Raw genomic sequence first — 20,851 nt, forward strand, 5'->3', positions numbered from 1 at the left:
CTCCCCCAGGAGGCGGCCGGGGGACGGCGCTCAGGAGAGGCCACGGCGGCGCCCCAGGTCCGCCGCGCGGCCTGGGAGCGTGGCGCTGCTCGGGTGTTGCCCCGAAGGGCGATGTCAGTGACGGCCGCTGCTCCAATCAAGCCACGTCGCCGTCGGCTCCGTTCACGGGATGACGGCGACTTGCCGGACAGGGGCTGGCACGCGTTGTCTCGGCCGCGCGTTCTCCACTTAATGTTCGTCAGCGCCACTGCACTCAACGCAATGGCTCTCATGCGCCGGCCGCAAGCGAAGCAAGAAGTCCTTCGCGCGTTCATGTCAGCCTTTGCAGCGGCGCTCCGCGAAATCGAGGGGGAGAGGGTGCCATGCTCTTGGTGGACGTGCTGGAGGAGCACCTCGACGAGGCCGAGTTCCGGTGGATGCAGTGGGAGAAGGCGCTGGGGGCGCCAGACTTTTCGCTGACTGAAACCGCGAGGTTGGAGGCGCTTCTCCTCGCGCACCTGGACGGGCTGGTGGTTGGCGCATCCACCGCGGCGGAATCCGTGCTGCGCCCGGCCTTCGAGTCAGAGGACGCCTTCCGCATCCGCGCGGCGGCCTTCTCGCTGCTGGCCCTTGGCGAGGTGGACGAAGTCCTGCTGCGACTGCGGGAGGCCGGGCCCGACGCGCGTGCCGCCATTCGACGGGCCTTGGAGCTCAGCGAGGCCCCAGGGCTGGGCGCACGCCTGCTCGACTTGTTGAAGGAGGAGGACGCCGCGCTGCGGGCCGAGGTGCTGGAGGCGCTGGCGTTTCGCCAGGAGGCGCCTCCCGAGGTGCTGGCGGACTTCTTCACCCATGCCGAGCCGCGGGCGCGGGTCGCGGCCCTACGTGCCGCCCTGCCCCTGCCGGAAGACGCCGCGCGAAGGCTGCTTCCCATGCTGCTGGACTCCCCTCACCCCAGCATTCGGGCCGCGGCGATGGGGGCAGGACTGGCTTCTGGTGTGAGGCAAGCCTGGGAGACGTGCCGCGCCGCCGTGCGCGCCCGCGACGCGCACAGCCTCGATGCCATGGTGCTCCTCGCCATCGGCGGCAGTGAGGCTGACGTCTCCTTGCTGCTGGCGCTGCTGGACGCGGAGCAACTTCGGCCTCATGTCCTCTGGGCCCTGGGTTTCAGCGGCCGGGTGGCGGCCATGGAGACGTGCGTCGCGAACCTGGAGGTGCCCGCGGTGGCACAGCTGGCCGGGGAAGCCTTCTCGGCCATGACAGGCCTTCGGCTGGAAGTGCCCTACGCCCTGCGCCCTGGCGAGAGGCCCGAGGGTGCTCCACCGCCTCCGGATTCGCAGGAGGACTTGGACGCGGACCTGGTGCCCAGGCCCGAGGACGAATTGCCGTGGCCGAACGTGGCCACTGTCAAGAACTGGTGGGACAAGGAGAAGAGGCGCTTCGTGAAGGGCACGCGGTACCTCCTCGGCCGGCCCTTCAACGGCAGCGTGCTGGTGGAGGCACTGGAGTCGAGTCCGATGCGCCGCCGCCACGTCCTGGCCCGCGAGCTGGCCCTGCGGAGTCACGGCACGCTGGCGGTGCGCACGCGGGCCTTCACGCACGTCCAGCGCGTGGAGCTGGCCAAGGCCCGGGCCGCCAGCGTCCGCATCCGCACGCGGTCCTTCGACAGCGGCCTGCGCTGACGGCACGCCTCGTCACCAACCATGTGGGCACTTCAAAACAAGACACCCTACGCGGTGGAGCGGACGTGGGTCCGCGACAAGGACGGCCACCACCACTGGGTCATTGCGCTCAAGGCGACCTTCGACGTCGACGACGCGGGCCGCCTGCGCCTCGCGGACGCGCAGGAGCCGCCTCGACAGGAGCCCGTCTATTGGGGGGAGCCTGGGCACTCCAGTCTGCGCTACGAGGCCGAGCTCGTCGCCCCCAAGTCCCACACCGACGTCCTCGTCAACGCGTGCGCTCATGCGCCCGGTGGGCGACCCGCATCCAGCGTCGAGGTGGCCGTCCGCATCCATGATGTGGACAAGATGCTCGTGGTGTACGGCGAGCGCTTCTACACGCGCGGCCTGACGGGCGTGAAGCCGTCGTCTCCCAAGCCCTTCGTCACCCAGCCCATTCTCTACGAGTGGGCCTGGGGAGGCGCCGACACGCGTGACGCGGACGCGCGCAAGCACGTCAGTGATTCGCGCAACCCCGTGGGCCGCGGAGTGGCCATCCGAGAGGCGCACCTGGTGGACCAGCCTGCCCACCGAATCGAATACCTGCGGGGCAACCCGGCGAAGTCGGGGCCGGCCGGGTTTGGCCCCATCGCCAGCCATTGGTCGCCGCGTCTGGAGTTGGCGGGCACCTTCGACGAAGTCTGGCGGAAGACGCGACACCCGCTGCTGCCGCGAGACTTCGACGAGCGCTTCGCCTTCTGCGCCCCCGCTGACCAGCGGCCCTCACGCCGACTCGTGGGCGGAGAGAAGGTGGCCCTGGTGCACCTCACGCCGAAGGGCTCGCTCCACTTCACGCTGCCGCGCCTGCGCTTCGGCTTCACCACCTGGTTCGGCGCCGTCCGGCGCTTCCACGATGCGACCCTGGGCGCCGTCGTCATCGAGCCCGAGCTGAAGCAGGTGCGCATGGTTTTCCAGACGGGCTTGCGGGTCGGCCCTCGGGACATCGACTGCCTCGACTTCACAGCCATTACAGAGAGGACGGACTGACATGGGCGTCGAGGCAGTGATTGTGGCAGCGGGAGCGCGTGCGCCCGTGGGGACGACGGCGGAGAGTGTCGCGGCGGCGGTGCGCGCGGGCATCAGCCGCGTGCGGCGCGTCCAGGTGCCGGAGCTGGGGCGCCGGGCGGACTCATTCATCGCCAGGGACGGGCTGCTGGACGCGCGGGAGTGGAGCGGTGCGGCGCGCATGGCCGCGCTGGGGGCCGCGGCTTTGGAGGAGGTCCTCGCCAGGCTGGCGTCCGCCCTCCACATGGAGGATGTCGACGTGCCGGTGCTGGTGGGACTGCCCGATGAGCGTCCGGGATGGAAGGACGCGGATGCCTCGCGAGTCGTCGCCGCCCTCTCGGCACTGGGGCGTGAGCGCCTGCGCCTTCAGGTGGAGCCTCGGCTGACGGGCCATGCTTCGGCGATAGAAGGGCTCCGCGAGGCCGTGACGCGTGTCAGCCGCGCTCCGCTGGTGATTGTGGGAGGCGTCGACAGCTACCATGACGTCCGGACGCTGGCCTGGCTGCGCGCGCGGAACCAGTGGCTCGAAGAGGGCGCGCGCACGGGCTTCGCCCCTGGAGAGGCAGCGGCCTTCGTCGCGGTGATGGCCGCGCCGGACGCGCGCCGGTGGAGACTGGCACCCCACGCCACGGTGCGCGCCGCCGCCACGGCCCGCGAGACGAAGCGCATCCACACCGATGACCTCAACCTGGGCGAGGGGCTGACGGCCGCCGTGAGCGAGGTGCTCGCGCCGCTGGAAGGCGCGCGAGCGGCGGTGGCGTGCGTCCACAGCGACCTCAACGGCGAGCGTTACCGCTCCGAGGAGTGGGGCTTCGTCGCACTGCGGCTGGGGGCCGCGTTCCATGACGCCTCCGCCATTCACACACCTGTGAGCAGCTGCGGCGAGGTGGGCGCCGCCACGGGCGCGCTGAACCTCGTCCTCTGTGCGCAGTCCTGGCGGCGTCGGTATGCGAGCGGCCCCCGTGCGCTGCTCTGGGGCAGTTCGGAGGCCGGGTTGCGCGCCGCCGCACTGCTGGAAGAGCCACTGTCCGGAAATGAGGAAGGAGCGAAGCCATGGCCAAGGTAACAGTCAACGCACCGAGGACGCCCGTCACCCAGGGCAGCGCGGGCGTCGCCTCAGCCACGTTGCCCAACGTTTGCAAGATGCCGGGCCCGCCGGCGCCCTTCGTGCCCACGCCCTTGCCCAACATCGGCAACAGCGGCGACGCCCCCGAGGGGTACTCGAAGACAGTCACCATCAACGGGCACCCCGTGGCCATCGCCGGAGCCAGCTTCGGCAGCAAGGGGGACATGGCCAGCAAGGGGACGGGCGGGGGGCTCATCTCCAGCAACACTCACGGCCCGACGAAGTTCATTGGCCCCGGCTCGATGAACGTCAAAATCGAGGGGCGGAGTGTCCAGTTGCTGGGCGACCCCATGCTCAACAACTGCGGCCCGTCCGGCAGCCCCGCGAATGCCGCCACCATGACGGGCATCATCCAGGCCTCCGGCGTCATGAGCGTCATCTACGGCGACGACATCCCGTGCTCGCTCTGCGGGAAGACGCACCCGCTGGAGGCGGGAGAAGAGACGCAGACGGCGATCGCGGCGCTGTTTGAACGGCTCCAGATGGCGCTCGATGCACAGAAACAGCAGATTCTTGAGTACGCCAAGCTGGACAAGGAGCTTGGACGGAAGCGCGCGACTCTCAAGCAGTTGGAAGCAAAGGGCACAGAAGAAAGAAGAAGGCAGGGAAGGGGCCCGAATCCAAATCAAACGGCAGAGCTGGCAAGACTGCCGAGCGAGATTGCGACCCTGTATGCTCAAATCCAATCTTTCAGGGAGTCCTTCAGGGCGAACGCGATTCTCCGCTTCAGCCGAACCAGCGGCACCTACACCAAGGGGTACATGATCGGCGCAATGATTTGCGCATGTAGAGGCAAGAAGCTTGCGGCTTGCTCAGGCCACGCGCCTGCGGGCTTCATAGCGGCCGTAGATTCCGAGGGCTTCGTATGTGCAAGTTCCCCCGTCGGTTCGGAGGCCAGGCAGGAAGAATGGGACTGTGCCGCCAAGCAGATCATGGAAAGACACGGAGGACACAGGCCCCAGCAGCTTATTGAGCGACTGTTCTACCCTGCGATTGAGGGGTTGAGGCCCGACCGTGGGCCCAGAATAAAATTCAAGGTTCAGATAGAAGATCTGGACACTCAACGCCTCTCCGAGCCCGAGGAGCGCGAACAGCCATTCGGCAATGGAGACGACGTGCCTTCGTGCTTGAACTGCCAGCAGAGACTCCCCGCCATGTACTGCAAAACAAGCTGCGCATGATTCAGGAGCGACAATGAAAGCACTGGTCGAATTCATCGAGAAATACCGTCCTGGCTTTTCCATGGAGGCTGTCCCAGCTGACAAGTATGAAATCGCAGTTCTGGAGGACGACGCGGGTCCTCTGCCAGGTGCCTACCGTCGCTTCCTTGAAACAATGGGAGAGAGCATGGGGGGCCTTGAGCTGGCTGAGGCTTCCTTCACCATTGGCGGGACCCTTAGCGTCTACCGCGCCATGCCCTGGCTGTTGCGCGGGCGGTACATCGCGGTGGCTGGAGACAACGGACCTTCCAGCTTTGATTGGTTCCTGGACCGGGCGCATCCTCATGGGGCCGACGACTGTCTGGTCGTCCGAAGGGCCCTGGAGGAGAACTATCCTCCCGAGGCCAGTTCTCCCCAGTATGTCGGGCTGGAAGAGTTCCTCTACGTAGAGGCCTTCAAGGAGCTTCGGCTGCCACAGCTTCCCTTCCGGAGGAGGTTCTCGTCACCGGATGTGGCCGCTGCCTCAGTTCGTTCCCGTTCGGACGGGGTGACTGCGCTGGCCGAGGAGGAGGGCTTCAAGCGCATCCCGCCTGCGGAGCACTGCGCGCTGTACGAGCGAGGAGACGCAGCGCTGCTGCTCTACCGGCACCCGATTCAGCCCACCTTCTCATTCGTCCTGGGCTGCGAGGACGCGGCGGAGCTGGAGCGACTGACCCAGGCGTTCGAGACAAGGTCAGGGCTGAAGAGCGTCGTCGCGCGGTAGGCGCAGCGCAGGGAGGCGAGAGGCCGTGACGCATGTCGGCCGCGCCGCCCGCTCCCCGTTGGTGATTGTGTGTCATGGGCCGGGCTACGTGCCCAAGGGACGCGAGGCTCTTGAGTGTCCGGGTGCGGAACTCAGGCTGGATGAGTCGCTGGATTACGAGGGGCACCGCAGCAGGATTCCCGAAGGCCACCAGTGCCTGCAGCGCCACGGGCGTGAGGCGCACGTCCCCCCGCTGCAGCGCCTGGGGTACCTCGGGCGTGGCCTCCGCCCCTCTTCGCTCGCAGGCCGCCACCACTTCGGAGAAACGCCGCCCAATCCGGGCGTCTATCGCTACTTCTCCGCGAAGCGGAACGCTCCCGCGAGCCTTTGCGCAGGTGGCGCTCATCCGGGAGCGGCGGAAGCTAGCGCGGGCGCAGTGTTTGCTGTTGCTGTTGCCTGTTTTGCTCCTGCCTGTTGAGCTCAATGGCGGTATGGATGGCCGCGCCACCAATCACCGCGGAAGAGCTCTTGCCGGGAGTCGTGCCCGTCGCTTCATCGCGAGGTTCACAGACGCAGCCCGCGCTGTTCCTGATGACCACGACCGCGCCCAGTCGCATGTCGAGGTCCTTGCAGATGGTCCGGCATTCCGCGGCGCGCTCCTTGGGCACAGTGAGCGTGGCGGGCCGGGCGATGGTGCAGCTTGAGAGGGCAAGGGCTGTGAGGAAAACGAAGATGGGTTTGTACATGGCCTCCTGTCTAGCAGAGAGAGAGACCGGACCCTGTATGTCTCCCACACGCAGGGCCCTGAGGATTCGCCTCAGTACACCCAGACACTCTTGCCTGCCACCCCGAGGACTACGCTACGGGCGTTCCATGGGATGACTTGCGCCCGGCGGAGGGCCTCACGGGAACATTAGGTTGCCGAGGATGACGGAGCGCTTGTCGCCCCCCGTCCACACGGTCAGCGTGTAGGGGCCTGGGCTCATGGTGTCCGTGGCCTCCGCCTCCACGATGAAATGGCCCACGATGCCCGCGGCGGTAGGCGCGGCCTGCCAGACGCGTAGCACGCGGAGCGCGGCCCCTTCGCGGGGAACCAGCGTCGCGCCCCGGGCCTCCCATGGCGCTCCCCCGCGCAGTTCCTCGCACTCGACGGCCACCGCAACCTGGGCAGCGGCGCGATAGGTCGTCGCGCTCCTTATTTCGAGGGCGTTGCGCGGATGGCGCACGAGTTGTTCATCATTCCAGCGCGCCCGCACGCCAGTCTCGTCCAGGTGCCTGATGGCCAGCATGCCGGTGAGGCCATCTGGCAGGCTCCGGGCCGCCTCCATCCGCGCCAGTTCTTCTCGAAGGCGCCGCAGCTCTTCCTCCTTCTCCAGCAACTCGGCATGGAGCGAGTCCGCGCTTCGAGCCTGCCGGTGGACCTCCACCTGACGGTCGGCCAGGGTGGGGTGGGGCACCAGCCGGAAGGTCGCGCTCGCGGGCGCGGCGCCATCCGCGAAGTGGACGGTCATCCGCAGCTCCTCGCGCTCCTCCACGCTCGCGGAGGGCATCAGCGTCAAGGTGTCACCCGCCAGCCGCACGCGGGTGAAGTGCTTCTCACCTTCCAACTCCGCGCGGGCCACTGGTGTGTCGAAGAGCAGCAGCGTGCCCATTCCAGGGCTGATGCGCACCTCCGGATGCGGAATGGCGGAGCGAGGGGCTTGGAGAACCACCGTGAGGCGCCGCGCTGTCGGTGCCCATGGGGCGGCAGGGGACAGCGGGGGGGCGGCCGTCTGTGCCATGAGGAGTGAGTGAGCGAGCAGGAGCGCCGCGGAGGCATTCATCACGGGAGACCCCAGGTGTGGGAACGCGGTGTCACTCGAAGCGCCTCACTACCTTCAGGCCCGCGACGGAGCGAATGATGGGCTCGGCGGGCGGATGGTTTCCTCCCACGCGCGGCACGCCGCGCAGGTTGTCGCCCGGGTAGTTGAGCTCAACGCACACGGGGAAGCGCTCGCCGTCCTTCTCCGCTTCCGTGAAACGGCCGTAGATGCGTTCACTCACGCTGAGCCGTCCGCTCAGGGTCGCGTTCGCCAGGCCATAGGGCGTGGCCCCGACGCGGACGCGCACCCAGCCCTCGCTCACGGTGATGTTCGTTGGATTCCCTCGGTCGAAGTGCACAGAGCCCAGCTCTCCTATGCGGAGGCCCCGCGCCTCCATCGCTTGCAGCGCGCCCTCCGGGCACGGTTCGGAGGGAGGGGCGGGACGCACTTCGGGCCCGGCCGGGCAGGCCAGCGCGGTGCATGCGGCGGCCGCGACGGCGGCGCGCCGGGCCCGCGCGCCCACCGAGCGTGACGGGGGCGGAGCTGAGGGGGCGATTTCTGGCTTCTTCACGGGCGAGGCTTCCTTCGGGTCGCGCGCCATGGGAGCGGCAGCGGTCGCGGGGAGGAGGGCCGCCAGCGAGGGCGGGACCGCGACCTGGACAGCTTCCGGCGAGGTGCGCGGCGACGCCATTTCTGGACGCTCCCCACTCGCTGGCGCCGCGCCATCGCGCCGCGTGAGCGCCCACGCGAGCGTCAGCGCGGCCAGGGTGCCCACCATGAGCGCCAGCGCGGCGGGCCTCCAGGAGCGTGAGGCCCCTGGCGCAAGCCGCTTGGAGGGCGCGGCGGACCTTGACCCCGCGTCCCCTGGACCCACGCGGCCGACCTCGGCGGGAGGCCGGGCGCGCCCCGGCCGTCTGCCACGCCTGGGCGGCGCCAAAGCGGATTCCCCCTGATGCAGCCAGCCCTCCAGCCCATCCCGTGGAGGAGGGGGCGCGGGGAGCTCGGGGGAGTCCTCCCACGACGCGCACAGGGGCCGGTCCCACGCGTCGTCCGCGGCTGCCAGCGCGGCCTCCAGGGCTTCAGCCAGGGCGGCGGCGTTGGGAAAGCGCGCCGTGGGCTGCTTCTCCAGCAGACGCGAGCACACCGCGTCCAGCGGCCCGGGCACCCGCGGGTTCACGGCGCGCGGCGGCTCGGGGGGCTGGGAGATGACGTGCTCCACCTCCGACGGCGTTCTCGGGGCGGAGTAGGGCGCGCGGCCCGTCAGCACCCAGTAGAGGACGACGCCCAGCGCATACAGGTCATCCGCGGCGGTGGGCGCGTAGTGCGCCCCGTCCACGCCCGCATGCGACTTGCGGAAGGCCAGCGCCTCCGGGCTGCGGTACTGCGGTGTTCCCGGGGGGAGCACCTCCCGGGTGAGGCGGGGCGCGCCGGGATAGGAGCCCACGCCGAAGTCCACCAGCACGGGCGTCCCGGTGGCGTCGCGCACCATGATGTTGGACTCCTTGACGTCCCGGTGGAGGACGCCCTCCGCGTGCGCCGCCGCGAGCCCTCGGGCCAGCGCGAGCGCCAGCGCCGTCGCCTGCCGTGGACTGGGGTTCTCCTCGTCCACCCACTGGTTCAGCGGCCGGCCCTCCACCAGCTCCATCGCCAGGTAGAACCACTCGGGGGCCGTGTCCCGCCACAGGCCGCACGCGTGGAAGCGAACGACATTGGGGTGGTCCAGCCTCCGGAGGATGTCCACCTCCCGCTGGGCCCGGCCGCCCAGTGCGGCGATCGACTGGAGCTTCAGCGCGACGCGCGCGGTGCCCCGCCGGGCGCGGAAGACGGCGCCGCAGCCACCCATCCCGAGCAGCCCCTCCACGACGAAGCCCCCCACCTGGGTGCCGATGGCCACGTCTCCTCGAAGGCGCTGTCCCTTCATCCGTCCGCCCCTCCTGCCAAGGTCATCGCTTCCCTGTCGCATGGGGCTTGTCTCTGGATGGACCCGGCATGGCGAAGGCGGGACGCGGTCCAGCAGCGGGAGTTTAGCTTCTCTAGAACTCTAAAGGTAGAGACTTGCCCTCTGCCCCAGCCATCCCGTCGGATGCGCTACGTTCTCCCGCGTATGGACGAACAACTGGGCATGATGGTGGGAAAGGCGGCGCGCGAGGCGCGCGCGCGCCTGGGGTTGACGCAGGTGGAGGTGGCGGCCTTGGTGGACATGCACCCCATGGTCTACAGCCGCGTGGAGCGGGGAAAGATGGTTCCCAGCGCGGGCATGCTGCGCCGCCTCAGCATGGTCCTTCGCGTCTCCACGGACGAACTGCTGGGGCTGGCCCGGCCCGGCAAGGACGAGCGGCGTGATTTGGAGAAGGAGCCGCCGCTCCTGCGCCGGCTGGTGACGCTGGCGCGTGAGCTGGACGAGCCGAAGCTGGAGGCGCTCGTCACGATGGCGCGCGCGCTGGGCCGATAGGATGCGTCAGGGCTCGGTCGTCTCGTTGAAGTGGGCCGCTCCGAGCTCATGGGCCTCCAGCCCGGAGGGGAAGAGCCGCTCGTCTCCAGGCTCCGCCTCGTCGCGGTGCTGGCTGGCCTCGGCGATGAGGCGGGCGAGCTCCTCGGCGGCTTCCTTGCGGCCATAGGGGCGGCCGCCGCTGGCCTCCCGAACCTGGACGAGGCAGTCCCGCAGCGCGTCTCGCAGCTCCTCCGCGGTGGTGTAGCGTTCATCGGCACGTTTGCGGAGGGCCTTCCGCAGCGCGGCCCGGAACCCCTCGGGCAAACCGGCGGTTGCCTCCTCCACGTCGTCTGGCTTGTAGGCGTCCAGCAACATCATCAAACGCGTGAGCGGAAGCGAGGGTTCCTCCTCCACGGGCGCCCGCTGCCGCCACGGAAGAGGCACCGCCAGCCATTCCAGGGCGGAATGGAAGAGGTGGCGTCCCGTGGCCAGCTCCAGCAGGACGAGACCCAGCGAGAAGAGGTCCGCCGCGGGAGTCAATGGCAGACAGTGCAGGTACTCCGGCGAGGTATAGGCGGCATCCCCCTTGCGTAGACCGCCCTGGGTCTCCTCGCGCCCGCGAAGATGCGTGTAGGCCGCGCCGAAGTGCGTCAGCTTCACCTCTCCGCCCATTCCCACGCTCACGTTGCGCGGGCTCACGTCCCGGTGAATCAACCCCAGCCGCGCCCCTTGGTCATCTGTCAGGCGGTGCGCATAGGCCAGCGCGTCCGCGACCTCGGCGCCCACGTACAGTGCGAAGGCGGTGGAGACGGGCTGGCGCCGCAGGGCCATCAGGCTCAACACGCCGTCCAGGGTGGGGCCGTCCACGTACTCCATGATGACGTAGGGTTTACCTGAATGGACGGTGAACAGGTGGACCTTGGCGATGGCCGGGTGGTTCAGCCGGTAGGCCAACTGGACCTCTTCCACCAACCGCTGCCTGCGCTCGAACGTGGCGGGCGAGCTCACGCGGCGGATGAGGACCGGGCCGCTCAGGCCGTGTCGCTCCTGTCGCTCGGCCCGCATGAGGACCTCGCCGTTGGGGCGTGAGTCCAGGGTGCTGACATAGATGTACCGCGTTCCCGCGACCTGGAAGAGGGTCGGCCGTCGCGCGGGATGCGCGCGGGCCTGTTCCTCCTCGGTAATCGGGCGGAGCCTGGGCTGCGGGGGGCGGATGGGCACGGAGACTCCCGGATGCAGGTTGTAAACCTCCTCAGTTTATCGTGTGATTGGAGCCAGGTGAAGAGGCGCGCCTTCACCTCCACGGTGGATGAGGCGTGGGCCTCATCCACCCGCGCGAACGACGCCTCAGCTCCGGCGGCGGCGCCGCAGGGCCAGCGGCGAGGCGGCCATCAGCAGGGCCCACAGCGGCGCGCTGCCCGCGGCGGCGCAGCCTCCGCTCTCCTCGTCTGGCTCATCCGGCTCCATGGCCGGCGTGCCCTGGCCCACCTTCACGCTCAGCTTCGTGGCGGCGGCCCGGTCTCCGTCGGTGTGGAGGTCCGCGTTGGAGGAGTTGCCAGCGCCGAAGAGCGTGAGGGTGACGTCCGTCGCGGGGGCGACGAGGCTGAAGTTGAAGCGCAGCTCGTTGCTCGCGAAGGGCTGGGGCTGCGAGTGGGTCAGCTCGGCGCCGAGCTTCTTCATTCCCTCACCGGGCTGCAGCGAGGCCGCCGTGCTGTCCACTGCGATGCCCACGCCGCCCGTCCTGGCGGGACCGCCCCGGATGATGAAGGTGTACTGGCCGGTGGCGCCCGGCGCGAGCGTGGCGGGCCCTTCGAGCGCGACGGTGGGGAGCTCCCCGCCCTGGTGGCAGGTGCTGCACGTGGGACCCGCCTTGCCCGTCTGACCGGTGACGCCCGTGCTGGTGGCGGAGGCGGGGATGGACCACAGCGATGACACGACGATGACGCCCGCGACGCGGAACGGAAGACGCATGGACACTCCAGGAGAGGGGTGAAACCCGGTGGTGCTACGGCCGGGGCCCCGCGTGAGCGGTGCCCCGGAGACTTCCGCCTAACGCAGCTGGAGCAGGGAGAAGGACAGGCCCTGCGTCGTCAGCGTGGGCCGGCCGTTGTCGCCCAGCACGTGCAGCGTCGTGGACGCGGAGCCCGCGCCGAACTCGGTGTAGAGCGTCTGGTTCTCGGTGTGGAAGAGGAAGCTGCTGCCCGAGGTGGCCGGGAACCCGGTGCTCCGCGTCGCCGTCAGCGTGTTGAGGTTCAGCGCCCACCACTGCCAGCCGGCGCCGCTCGCGATGCCGCGGGGGTGCGCGCCCTCCTGCACCGGGGCGACGCTCTCATCCAGCACGCGCAGGTACGCCGTGCCCGACGGGCCGGGGACGAGCGAGCCCGCGGTGCCGCCGCCCACGAGCTCCGACAGCGAGCGGTGGAAGCCGGTGTCGAAGGTGCGCGTCTGCGGGTCGAACCGCAGCAGGCACGGCTCCGGCGCCGCGTCGGCCGACACCCGGTGCACCGCCGCGCCGTAGGCCTCCGTCGCGACGTAGACCTTGCGGTCCGGGCCGAGCACCGCGTCGTGCGCGTAGCCACACCGCTCATCCGTGACGACGGTGGCCGTGTCCGTCGCCGTGTCGACAGCCACCACGCCCGTCCGCGGAGTGATGCCCACGCCGGCCACGGGACGCCAGCCCACGGGGATGATGAGCTGCCCGTTGTCCGAGACGACCGAGCCCGAGAAGGCCATCTCGGTGTCGGGCACCTCCAGCGCGTCCAGCGCGATGTTGCCGGTGACGGTCATCTCCGTGGGATTCCAGATGACCGCCTGCGCGGTGATGCCGTCGAAGAAGTACGCCTTCGTCGCCGACACGAACTGGAAGTTCGCCTGGTACTCGCCCAGCGACCTCACGCCCAGGCTGGCGAAGCTCACCGTGCCCGACTGCTCCAGACGGCCGTCCTCGGTGAGCGAGTAGCGCGTCACGACGGGGCTGTCGTCCGACACCACGTAGACCTGGCCCGACTTGCGGATGCCCACGCCCAGCGCTCGGCCGGACACCTTGATGGCGCCGTCCAGCGACAGTTGCGCGGTCTGCTCCGCCTCCCGCGTCACCACCACGTAGCTCTCCGCCGGGTCGGCGTTGAGGTCCTGCGTGGTGATGGCGTACAGCGGGCCGGTGGAGTCGTCGCCGGAGTCGTCACAGCCGCCCATCAGGGACAGCGCGAGCGCGGCGGCGGAGAGGCGGAAACCCGAACGGGCAAAGGGCTGCTTCATGAAGACGGCCTTCCTGGAAGTGGAGCGGGGCGCCGTTTCACCCGGAGCGGAGCTGTAGGCTTCGAGTGAAAACGATACGCATTCTCAATTTCAGGAGCTGTTTAGGCGGAATTCATGAAAAGTCAAGAACCGGACGGGCGCGTCAAGCCACGGAGCCTGGGCCGCTCAAGGGCAGCACGACGGTGAAGGTGGCGCCCTGGCCCGGGGTGCTGGCCACGCTGATGCGGCCTCCCAGGGCCTCCACGAGCTGGCGGGTGATGAAGAGGCCCAGGCCCAGTCCGCCGTAGTGGCGGCTGGAGACGGCGCGTTCGAAGCGGCCGAAGATGCGCTGCGCGTCCTCGGGCGGCAGGCCGATGCCGTGGTCCTCCACCTCCAGCGTCGCGTGCGCTTCGTCCGAGCGCACGCGCACGTCCACGGGGGCGCCGTGGCCGTACTTGAGCGCGTTGGACAGCAGGTTGGTGAGCACCTGCTCCAGCCGCATCCGGTCCCACTGGCCCGTCACGGGCCCGGGCGAGTCCACCGTCACCTGGACCCCCGCTGTCCTGGCCTCCGCCTCGAACCGGCGGACGGCCTCGTGCACCAGCTCGTCCAGGTCCACGGACTCCAGGTTCAGCTCCATCCGGCCGCGGGCCAGCCGGGACACGTCGAGCAGGCTGTCCACCAGGGTCGCCAGGCGCGTGGTCTGCCGCTCACTGGACTGCACCCGCTGCGCCAGCTTCTCCACGTCCAGGGAGCCCTCGCCGCGAAGCTGGCGGTACAGCAGCTGGAGCTGGAGCTTGAGGTTGGTGAGGGGCGTGCGCAGCTCATGCGCGGCGATGCTGAGGAAGTCGTCGCGCACCTGGACGGCGTCGCGGGCCTCGCCGGTCAGCCGCTGTTGTTCCGTGTTGGCGACCTCGGCCGTGGTCCGGGCGCGGACCTGCGAGCGGGTGATGAAGAACAGCAGCAGCGTCACCAGCAGCCCGGCGCCGATGACGGTGCCACGCTGCCCGGTGGTGCCGGTGGCGATGAAGGCGTGGCTCGCGCTGAACCGCAGCGTCCAGGTCTGGCTGGCCACGGGTATCCTCACGTCCTGCTGGAAGACGGGGGCCCCGCGTGACGCCGGGCGGCTGGACGCGTAGAGGAGCGCGGCGTCGCGGACCTCCGTCCCGTCATACACCTCCAGGTCGATGGTCTCCTTGAAGCCAATGAAGCGCAGCTCGCTCGTCAGGTCCTCCATGGCGATGGGGAGGTAGACGAAGCCGCGTAGATTCTCGGTGGAAGCTCCAGGAGGCCGGGCGTCCCGCGATGGGGTGTTCACGGGGATGAAGAGCACGAAGCCCACGCGGCCCTCGGCGTCCTCCCAGCCTTGGATGAGCCGCACCTTCCCGGTGGCGGCCAGGCGCCCCGTATCCAGCGCGCGCAGCATCGCGGCCCGGCGGCTGGGCTCGGTGAGCATGTCGAATCCCAGGCCTTGCCGCGTGCGCGCGTCCAGGGGGTCCATCATGACGATGGCGGTGTAGGCCGCGCGCGGGCCCTGGGGCCACATGGGCTGGCCTGGCGTCTGCCCGTCGCGGACCGCCGCGTCGTACCGGGCCACGCCCTCCGGCGGCAGCCACCGCGCGAAGCCGATGCCCTCCAGCTCCGGGAAGGTGCGATTCAACGTCAGGCTCTCCATGTAGGCGCCGAACTCCGCCTGGTCCACGTAGCGGCTGCCGGTGAACAGGCCATGCACCCCCAGGAACAGGGACTGGTTCAGCTCCAGGCGCTGCTGGAGGCCCAGCACCCCGTGTTGGACCGCGTCGTCGAAGCGGCGCAGGCGGCGCTCGTGGATGCTCTGCTGCACATAGGCCGTCGCCGCGGCGGTGATGAGCAGCCCCACCAGGACCACGCAGTAGGCGGCGGCGTTGCGGCGAAGATGGGAAGAGGATCGCGGTGGCACGGTGGGGGGAGGAGGCTGGAATGGCGTCTGCCCGGGAGCCAGTGTCGGACGGTGCTCTTGTAACGTCCTGGCCGGCTCGGGCGTTCGCTACATGAATGAGAAGGTGGGATTTCGTTCACCCGGGTACCGGAGGGCCTTGGCATCCGGTAGGTCAGGGCGGCGAACGAGGGAGGCAGCGTGCGGCACGTCATCGTCGTGGGTGCGGGACCGGGGGGCCTGTCGGCCGCCATCAACCTGGCGGGGCAGGGCTTCCAGGTCACCGTGGTGGAGAAGGACGCGGTGCCCGGAGGGCGGATGAAGGGGCTGACGCTGGGCGCGTCGGCCGAATACGCGGTGGACACCGGGCCCTCCATCCTCCAGTTACCGGGCGTGCTGGAGCAGATATTCCGGCGCTCGGGCCGGCGGCTGGAGGACTACGTCAAGCTGCTCCCGCTGGACATCAACACGCGGGTGCACTTCTGGGACGGCACGCACCTGGACACCACCCGGCACCTGGACCGCATGGAGGCGGAGCTGGCGAAGTTCGGCCCGCGGCATGCGACCGCGCTGCGCCAGTGGATGGAGGACGGGCGGGAGAAGTACGGCATCACCTACGAGAAGTTCATCTGCACCTCCGCGGACAACCTGGGCTACTACGCGCCGTGGCGGCTGGCGTCCGCGCTGCGCTTCAAGCCCTGGCAGACGCTGTACCGGCAACTGGACGGCTTCTTCCACGATGACCGGCTGACGTACGCCCTGGCGTACCCGTCCAAGTACCTGGGCCTGCACCCCACGACGTGCTCGTCGGTGTTCAGCGTGATTCCCTTCCTGGAGCTGGCCTTCGGTGTCTGGCACGTGGAGGGCGGCTTCCGCGAGCTGTCGCGCGGCATGATGCGCTGCGCACAGGATTTGGGCGCCACCTTCCGCATGGGCACGCCGGTGGAGCAGGTGCGCGTGGAGGCGGGCCGCGCGGTGGGCGTGAAGCTGGTGGGCGGCGAGGTGCTGGAGGCGGACGCGGTGGTGGTGAACGCGGACCTGGCCTACGCGGCGCAGTCGCTGATTCCGGCCCAGGCGCGGGAAGGCTCGCGGCTGACGGACGCGGCGCTGGAGCGGGCGAAGTATTCGTGCAGCACGTTCATGGCGTACTACGGCCTGGACACGGTGTACGCCGACCTGCCGCACCACCTCATCTACCTGTCGGAGTCCGCGCGGCGCACGGACCGCGACGCGCTGGAGGACCGGCACGTCGACCTGGAGGACCCGCCCTTCTACGTGTGCAACCCGAGCGTGACGGACCCGTCCGGCGCGCCCGCGGGCCATTCGACGTTGTACGTGCTGGTGCCCACGCCGAACACGGGCCGTCCGGTGGACTGGGCGAAGACGGAGCAGGCGCTGCGCGAGCGCATCCCCGCCATGCTGGAGAAGGTGGGGCTGAAGGGCGTGCGCCAGCACATCCGCGAGGAGCGCTACTTCACGGCGGAGACGTGGCGGGACGACTTCAACGTGTTCCGGGGCGCGGTGTTCAACCTGTCGCATACGTGGCTGCAGCTGGGGCCGCTGCGGCCGAAGGTGAAGAACCGCGACATCGAAGGGCTGTACTTCGTGGGCGGTGGCACGCACCCGGGCAGCGGCCTGTTGACCATCATGGAGAGCGCGAACATCGCCGCGGACTACCTGACGCGTGAGGCGGGCAAGGGACCGCTGCCGGGCTGGCCGTATGTGCCGCCGCTGGAGCCGGAGGCGCCCGCTCAAGCTCGCGCGGGGTGAGCGGCGCGCCTGCCCTGCAGGCGGGGAAGGGCCGCCCGCATCCGCCGGGCGGGACGGGGGCGAAGCTGGCATAGTCGGGAGGCATGCCCTTCTTCATCCCATTCGCGGTGGGTGGCCTGGTGCTGACGGCGCTGGGCCTGGGTGTGCGGAAGGTGCTGACGGAGACGGGCGTCACCCCGCCCGAGGATGTCCGGCGGGCCCAGGCGCGTGAGCGGCACCGCGCGGCCGTGGCCGCGCTCCGGGCGGACCGCCTCCAGGTCCGCGACGGCGTGGCCACCTACGGCGCGCTCCAGGCGCGGGTGCACGCGGAGGTGCTGGTGCCCTTCGGCGCGCTGCTGGAGCGGCTGGAGCGCTGGGGGTACGTCCGGGAAGCCGAGCTGCTCGACGCCGAGGCGCTGGAGGCGCTGCGCGCGCTCCTGCGCGAAGCGCCCTCCCGCGCGACGCGGCGCGGTGGGCCCTTGTTGGGCGTGGGCGTCCAGGTGCCCGCCGCGCTGGAGTCCGTGCTGGCGTGGCTGGAGCGGGGCTGGCTGGACGAGGAGTCGCCGCCGGTGGTGCTGGATGGGACGCCGCTGTACGCGGCCCTCTCTGCCCGCGGCATCCTCGCGGGGAGCGCGCCGGAGGAGGGCGCGCGGGCGCTCGATGACGCCTCCGGGCTGCTGGACCGGACGACGGCGTTCCTGGGCGCGCTGCGCACGCGGCTGACGGCGCTGGAGCAGCGGGTGGCGGGGCTGCAGGGGCGGGCTTCGGCGCAGCTCGCCTACCTGGACGCGGCCAGCTTCGAGGAGGGCGGCGAGGAGCCCCGGGAGCGGCTGACGCGACTGGCGGTGCTCGTGGGCCAGCTCGCCATGCTGCTGCGCACGCCCGTGCTGAGCGCCGAAGGGCGCCTGACGCCCCTGCTCGCCGAGCGCGCGGAGGACGACGCCCCGTCGCGCGACTGACGGCACGCGTGGGCTGGCCCGCCGCACCGCCGAGCGCGGAGGCGCCGAGCGCGTGCCGCTCCAGGCGGCACGGGGCCCGCGCTCATGCACGGGCGAGCCGCCGCGTCAGACGTAGCGCTCGGCCATCTGCGACACCTGCCCCGTCGCGTGGCTCACGGCCGAGGCCGCCTGCTGCGTGGTGTCCAGGTGCCGCAGCGTGTCGGTCGTCAGCTCGTCCAGCTCGCGCACCGCCGCGAAGAGCTGGTCCACGCCCGCGTGCTGCTGCGACACGGCCTCCGTAATCTGCCGCACCGCCACCGCGGACTCCTGGGACAGGCCCGCCAGCTCGCGCAGCCGTTCGCCGCTGTGCCGCAGCGGCTGCAGCGCCTCGGCCACGCCCTCCGCGCCCTGGTCCGACATCGCCGTGGCCTGCTGCGTGGCGGAGGCCATGCCCTCCAGCAGCCCGCGCACCTGGTTGGTGGCCCGGACGGACTGGTCCGCCAGGTCGCGCATCTGCCGCGCCACCACGCCAAAGCCCTTGCCGTGCTCGCCCGCGCGCGTGGCTTCAATCGCCGCGTTGATGGCCAGCATGTGGGACTGGTCCGCCAGCGACTTCACCACCTCCGACACGCGGCCCACCTCGCGGGCGCGCTGCTCCAAGTCCAGCATCTGCTCGTGCAGCCCGGCCGCGATGTCGCGGATGACGGTGAGCCCCTTCTCCGTGCCGGCCAGGGACTCCTCGCCCAGCTTGCCCACGGCGGCGGCGCGCTCGGCCACCTGGAGGATGCTGGTGGCGCGCGAGTGCGTGACGTGCGACGCCCGCTGGATTTCCTGCGCGGTGGCGCGCGCCTGGTGCAGTGCCGCGGCCTGCCGCGACAGCGTCTGGTTCTGCTGGGAGCTGGCGTGTGACAGCCGCTGGCCCGCGTCGGCCAGGTCCCCCGCGGAGGCGCGCAGCGAGCGCGGCAGCTCCTGGAGCCGCTGGTAGAGCTGCCACGTCGAGGCCGCCAGGTCGCCCACTTCATCCGAGGAGACCCACTGGGGCGGCGTGGCGCGGCCCTCCACCAGGGCCTCCAGGGACGCCCCCACCGCGCGCGCGCCCCGGGCCAGCCGGCGGGCCGCCCAGGCCGCGGTGAGGATGGAGCCCAGCGCGGCATACCCGCCGAGCACCACCACGGGCCGCACCAGCTCCGCCTCCAGTGGCCGCACCGTGGCCTGGACGCGCTCGGCCGCCGCGGTGTCGCCCCGCGCCGCCAGGTCCGCCGCCAGCGCGCCCATGCCGCGCTCCAGGCGCAGGTGCAGCGTGACGATGCTGGCCAGACAGGTGATGAGCAGCGCGGAGACGACCATCGCGGGCAGCAGCCACGACTGGCGCGTGGCGAAGCCCTCACCCGCGGGCTTCGTGCTGGGCGCGCGCTGATAGGCGTCCAGCACCGTGGGCATCATCTCCCGTTCGAACAGCATGTACGCCAGCGGGCTGCTGAAGAGGCCCGCGCTCACCGCCACCGCCACGCCCACCATCACCACCGATACCGGCCGGTCCAGGAGCAGCACCGCGCCGCCGTTGAAGAGGATGCCGCCCAGCGTCCACGACACCATCATCTCCACGAAGGCGATGTTGGAGGGGATGCGAATGAGCCGCTCCACCCGCGTCGTCCCCTGGGCGCTCAGGGCGCGCTTCATCAGCCACGGCATCACCACCAGGGGTTGCACCACCGCGCACAGGCCGAGCACCACCGGGGTGATGATGCCCAGGAAAATCTTGAACTCCCGCGCACCCGACAGGTCGAGCAACTGCATGTCGACGTAGACCGCGGGCGTGAAGGCCACCGTGGTGATGACGGACCGCAGCAGGTAGAGCCGGCGTAGCAGGGCGCCAGGAGTCGGTAGCGAGGAGGTGGCCATCGGGGAAGCGGTGCTCCTGGGTAACGGTGACCCCAGCGTGGGGCGCGAATGGCCCGCCGTCAATGTCCAGTCTTGTTCCGCCTCATCCAGCGAGTATGGAAATTCGGGGCTCCCCTGGTTGCTGGCCAGGCGAGCGGCCCTGGGGCGCCTGCGCGACCCCTTCGGCATGCCCACACTCTGGCTCCAACACGCTGTGTGCTGTGAAAGGAGACCCGTCATGGGCGAGTGGACCGACAAGGCCAAGGGCAAGGTCAAGGAAGTGGCCGGCACCGCGAGCGGCGACCGTGAGCTGGAGGCCGAGGGCAAGCGTGACTCCGCCAAGGGCGCCATCAAGGGGAAGATTGAGGACGCCAAGCGCGCCATCAAGGACGCGGTCGACTCCGACAAGCCGCGCCGGGGCGAGCCCTAGCTGTCCTTCCCGGCTCCTGCCGGGCGCATGCAGGTGCATGTGAAGGTTTCGGGCCGCGAGGAAGGCTTCCTCGCGGCTCGTTTCATTTCAGCGTGAGGACCAGGAATCCCCGCTCCCTTCGTATCCGGTGTTGGACGGCCCTTTCTCGCCGTCGCAAGCCCGAACGAGGGGGAGTCCTCCATGCAGGTGTCGCGAAGTTCGTCGTTGAGGGGAGACGTGTGTCCGCCCGGGGCACACGCGCCCGCCAGAAGCCGGCATCGGCGCTGGCTCCAGGGGGTGGTGGCCGCGCTGGCGCTCTGGGGCTGCGGTGAGCCCATGCCCCTGGGCACCGAGTCACCGGATGCGCCCATCGTCACCCGCACCGTCGAGGACGGCCTCGCCTGCACGCCGGAGGACATCGCGACCGGTGACTGGACGTGTACCGGCGGCTTCACCTACAGCCTGGAGTGTTACGCGCGGCAGACGACCGCGGCCTGTGGCGCGGACACGAGCCCGAAGACGTGTACGTCGTACGGCACGTGCCAGCACTCGGACTTCGGCTTCTCGTTGGGCGGGCACGAGGCGGTCGTCCCCCTGGGCGTGCAGCCCGGCGCCTCGTGCGAAAGGCACGCCCAGAACTACGTGTCGGCGAACGCGCCGTCGTCGACGTGGGGAGGCATCACCTGGCTCTGGTACATCGGGGGCAAGCCCGGTGGTGGTGGAGAGGAGTCCGCGCGCGCGGGAGGCGGGGCCCTCAAG

17 protein-coding genes and 1 pseudogene are annotated in these 20,851 nt (G+C 70.3%); 10 read left to right on the forward strand and 8 right to left on the reverse strand.

Going from position 1 to position 20,851, the window contains the following annotated elements; all coding sequences use genetic code 11:
• The first annotated feature begins 362 nt into the window (after positions 1 to 362).
• The 5 genes from G4D87_RS12745 to G4D87_RS39370 are packed head-to-tail and all read left to right on the forward strand — an operon-like array spanning position 363 to position 5,751.
• On the forward strand, positions 363 to 1,658 hold the full coding sequence (locus tag G4D87_RS12745) for a TIGR02270 family protein (protein ID WP_163782328.1): 1,296 nt from the start codon (positions 363 to 365) through the stop codon (positions 1,656 to 1,658).
• Between the two features lie 21 nt (positions 1,659 to 1,679).
• Complete coding sequence (locus G4D87_RS12750; protein ID WP_163782329.1) at positions 1,680 to 2,684, forward strand: DUF2169 family type VI secretion system accessory protein; 1,005 nt, start codon at positions 1,680 to 1,682, stop codon at positions 2,682 to 2,684.
• Position 2,685: 1 nt separating this feature from the next.
• Complete coding sequence (locus G4D87_RS12755) at positions 2,686 to 3,768, forward strand: hypothetical protein (protein WP_163782331.1); 1,083 nt, start codon at positions 2,686 to 2,688, stop codon at positions 3,766 to 3,768.
• Positions 3,756 to 5,009, forward strand: a complete 1,254-nt coding sequence (locus G4D87_RS12760; protein ID WP_163782333.1) for a DUF4150 domain-containing protein — start codon at positions 3,756 to 3,758, stop codon at positions 5,007 to 5,009. Before G4D87_RS12755 ends, G4D87_RS12760 begins: the two co-directional genes overlap by 13 nt.
• Positions 5,010 to 5,022: 13 nt before the next feature.
• On the forward strand, positions 5,023 to 5,751 hold the full coding sequence (locus tag G4D87_RS39370; RefSeq protein ID WP_240358224.1) for a hypothetical protein: 729 nt from the start codon (positions 5,023 to 5,025) through the stop codon (positions 5,749 to 5,751).
• Positions 5,752 to 6,152: 401 nt separating this feature from the next.
• On the opposite strand, the gene G4D87_RS12770 is transcribed toward G4D87_RS39370, so the two are convergent.
• From G4D87_RS12770 to G4D87_RS12780, 3 genes are all read right to left on the reverse strand, one after another.
• Complete coding sequence (locus G4D87_RS12770; protein WP_163782334.1) at positions 6,153 to 6,476, reverse strand: hypothetical protein; 324 nt, start codon at positions 6,474 to 6,476, stop codon at positions 6,153 to 6,155.
• A gap of 156 nt (positions 6,477 to 6,632) precedes the next feature.
• Positions 6,633 to 7,553 (reverse strand): DUF2381 family protein, encoded by a 921-nt coding sequence (locus tag G4D87_RS12775; protein WP_338044950.1) that lies wholly within the window; start codon positions 7,551 to 7,553, stop codon positions 6,633 to 6,635.
• A gap of 31 nt (positions 7,554 to 7,584) precedes the next feature.
• Positions 7,585 to 9,453 (reverse strand): serine/threonine-protein kinase, encoded by a 1,869-nt coding sequence (locus G4D87_RS12780; RefSeq protein WP_163782336.1) that lies wholly within the window; start codon positions 9,451 to 9,453, stop codon positions 7,585 to 7,587.
• 162 nt (positions 9,454 to 9,615) lie between these two features.
• Between G4D87_RS12780 and G4D87_RS12785 the strand changes: the two genes are divergently transcribed.
• A complete protein-coding gene (locus G4D87_RS12785; protein ID WP_163782337.1) occupies positions 9,616 to 9,984 on the forward strand; it encodes a helix-turn-helix domain-containing protein in 369 nt (122 codons plus the stop codon).
• A 6-nt stretch (positions 9,985 to 9,990) separates the two neighbouring features.
• Here G4D87_RS12785 and G4D87_RS12790 read toward each other — a convergent pair whose 3' ends face one another.
• The 4 genes from G4D87_RS12790 to G4D87_RS12805 form a co-directional block, all read right to left on the reverse strand.
• Positions 9,991 to 11,184: a serine/threonine-protein kinase gene (locus tag G4D87_RS12790; RefSeq protein WP_240358225.1), complete on the reverse strand. Its 1,194-nt coding sequence runs from the start codon at positions 11,182 to 11,184 to the stop codon at positions 9,991 to 9,993.
• Positions 11,185 to 11,310: 126 nt separating this feature from the next.
• The gene (locus G4D87_RS12795) at positions 11,311 to 11,934 is read right to left on the reverse strand and encodes an MXAN_6652 family MXYO-CTERM-anchored protein (RefSeq protein ID WP_163782338.1); all 624 of its coding nucleotides are present in this window, start codon (positions 11,932 to 11,934) and stop codon (positions 11,311 to 11,313) included.
• 78 nt (positions 11,935 to 12,012) lie between these two features.
• Entirely contained in the window at positions 12,013 to 13,221 is a 1,209-nt protein-coding gene (locus tag G4D87_RS12800; protein ID WP_163782339.1) for a DUF4374 domain-containing protein, read from the reverse strand.
• Positions 13,222 to 13,363: 142 nt separating this feature from the next.
• Positions 13,364 to 15,139 (reverse strand): CHASE domain-containing protein, encoded by a 1,776-nt coding sequence (locus tag G4D87_RS12805; protein ID WP_163782340.1) that lies wholly within the window; start codon positions 15,137 to 15,139, stop codon positions 13,364 to 13,366.
• Positions 15,140 to 15,316: 177 nt separating this feature from the next.
• On the opposite strand from G4D87_RS12805, the gene G4D87_RS12810 reads away from it, so the two are divergent.
• Positions 15,317 to 16,885, forward strand: coding sequence for a phytoene desaturase family protein (locus tag G4D87_RS12810; protein WP_163782341.1), 1,569 nt, complete (start codon positions 15,317 to 15,319; stop codon positions 16,883 to 16,885).
• Between the two features lie 83 nt (positions 16,886 to 16,968).
• Entirely contained in the window at positions 16,969 to 17,823 is an 855-nt protein-coding gene (locus G4D87_RS12815; RefSeq protein ID WP_163782342.1) for a hypothetical protein, read from the forward strand.
• Positions 17,824 to 17,928: 105 nt separating this feature from the next.
• Here G4D87_RS12815 and G4D87_RS12820 read toward each other — a convergent pair whose 3' ends face one another.
• Positions 17,929 to 19,704 (reverse strand): methyl-accepting chemotaxis protein, encoded by a 1,776-nt coding sequence (locus tag G4D87_RS12820; RefSeq protein ID WP_163782343.1) that lies wholly within the window; start codon positions 19,702 to 19,704, stop codon positions 17,929 to 17,931.
• 217 nt (positions 19,705 to 19,921) lie between these two features.
• On the opposite strand from G4D87_RS12820, the gene G4D87_RS12825 reads away from it, so the two are divergent.
• Both G4D87_RS12825 and G4D87_RS12830 read left to right on the forward strand, forming a co-directional pair.
• The gene (locus G4D87_RS12825) at positions 19,922 to 20,113 is read left to right on the forward strand and encodes a CsbD family protein (protein WP_163782344.1); all 192 of its coding nucleotides are present in this window, start codon (positions 19,922 to 19,924) and stop codon (positions 20,111 to 20,113) included.
• Between the two features lie 180 nt (positions 20,114 to 20,293).
• Positions 20,294 to 20,851, forward strand: a pseudogene (locus G4D87_RS12830) (hypothetical protein); the annotation flags it as partial.

It is taken from the genome of Myxococcus vastator, assembly GCF_010894475.1.
In the GTDB taxonomy this organism is placed as follows: domain Bacteria; phylum Myxococcota; class Myxococcia; order Myxococcales; family Myxococcaceae; genus Myxococcus; species Myxococcus vastator.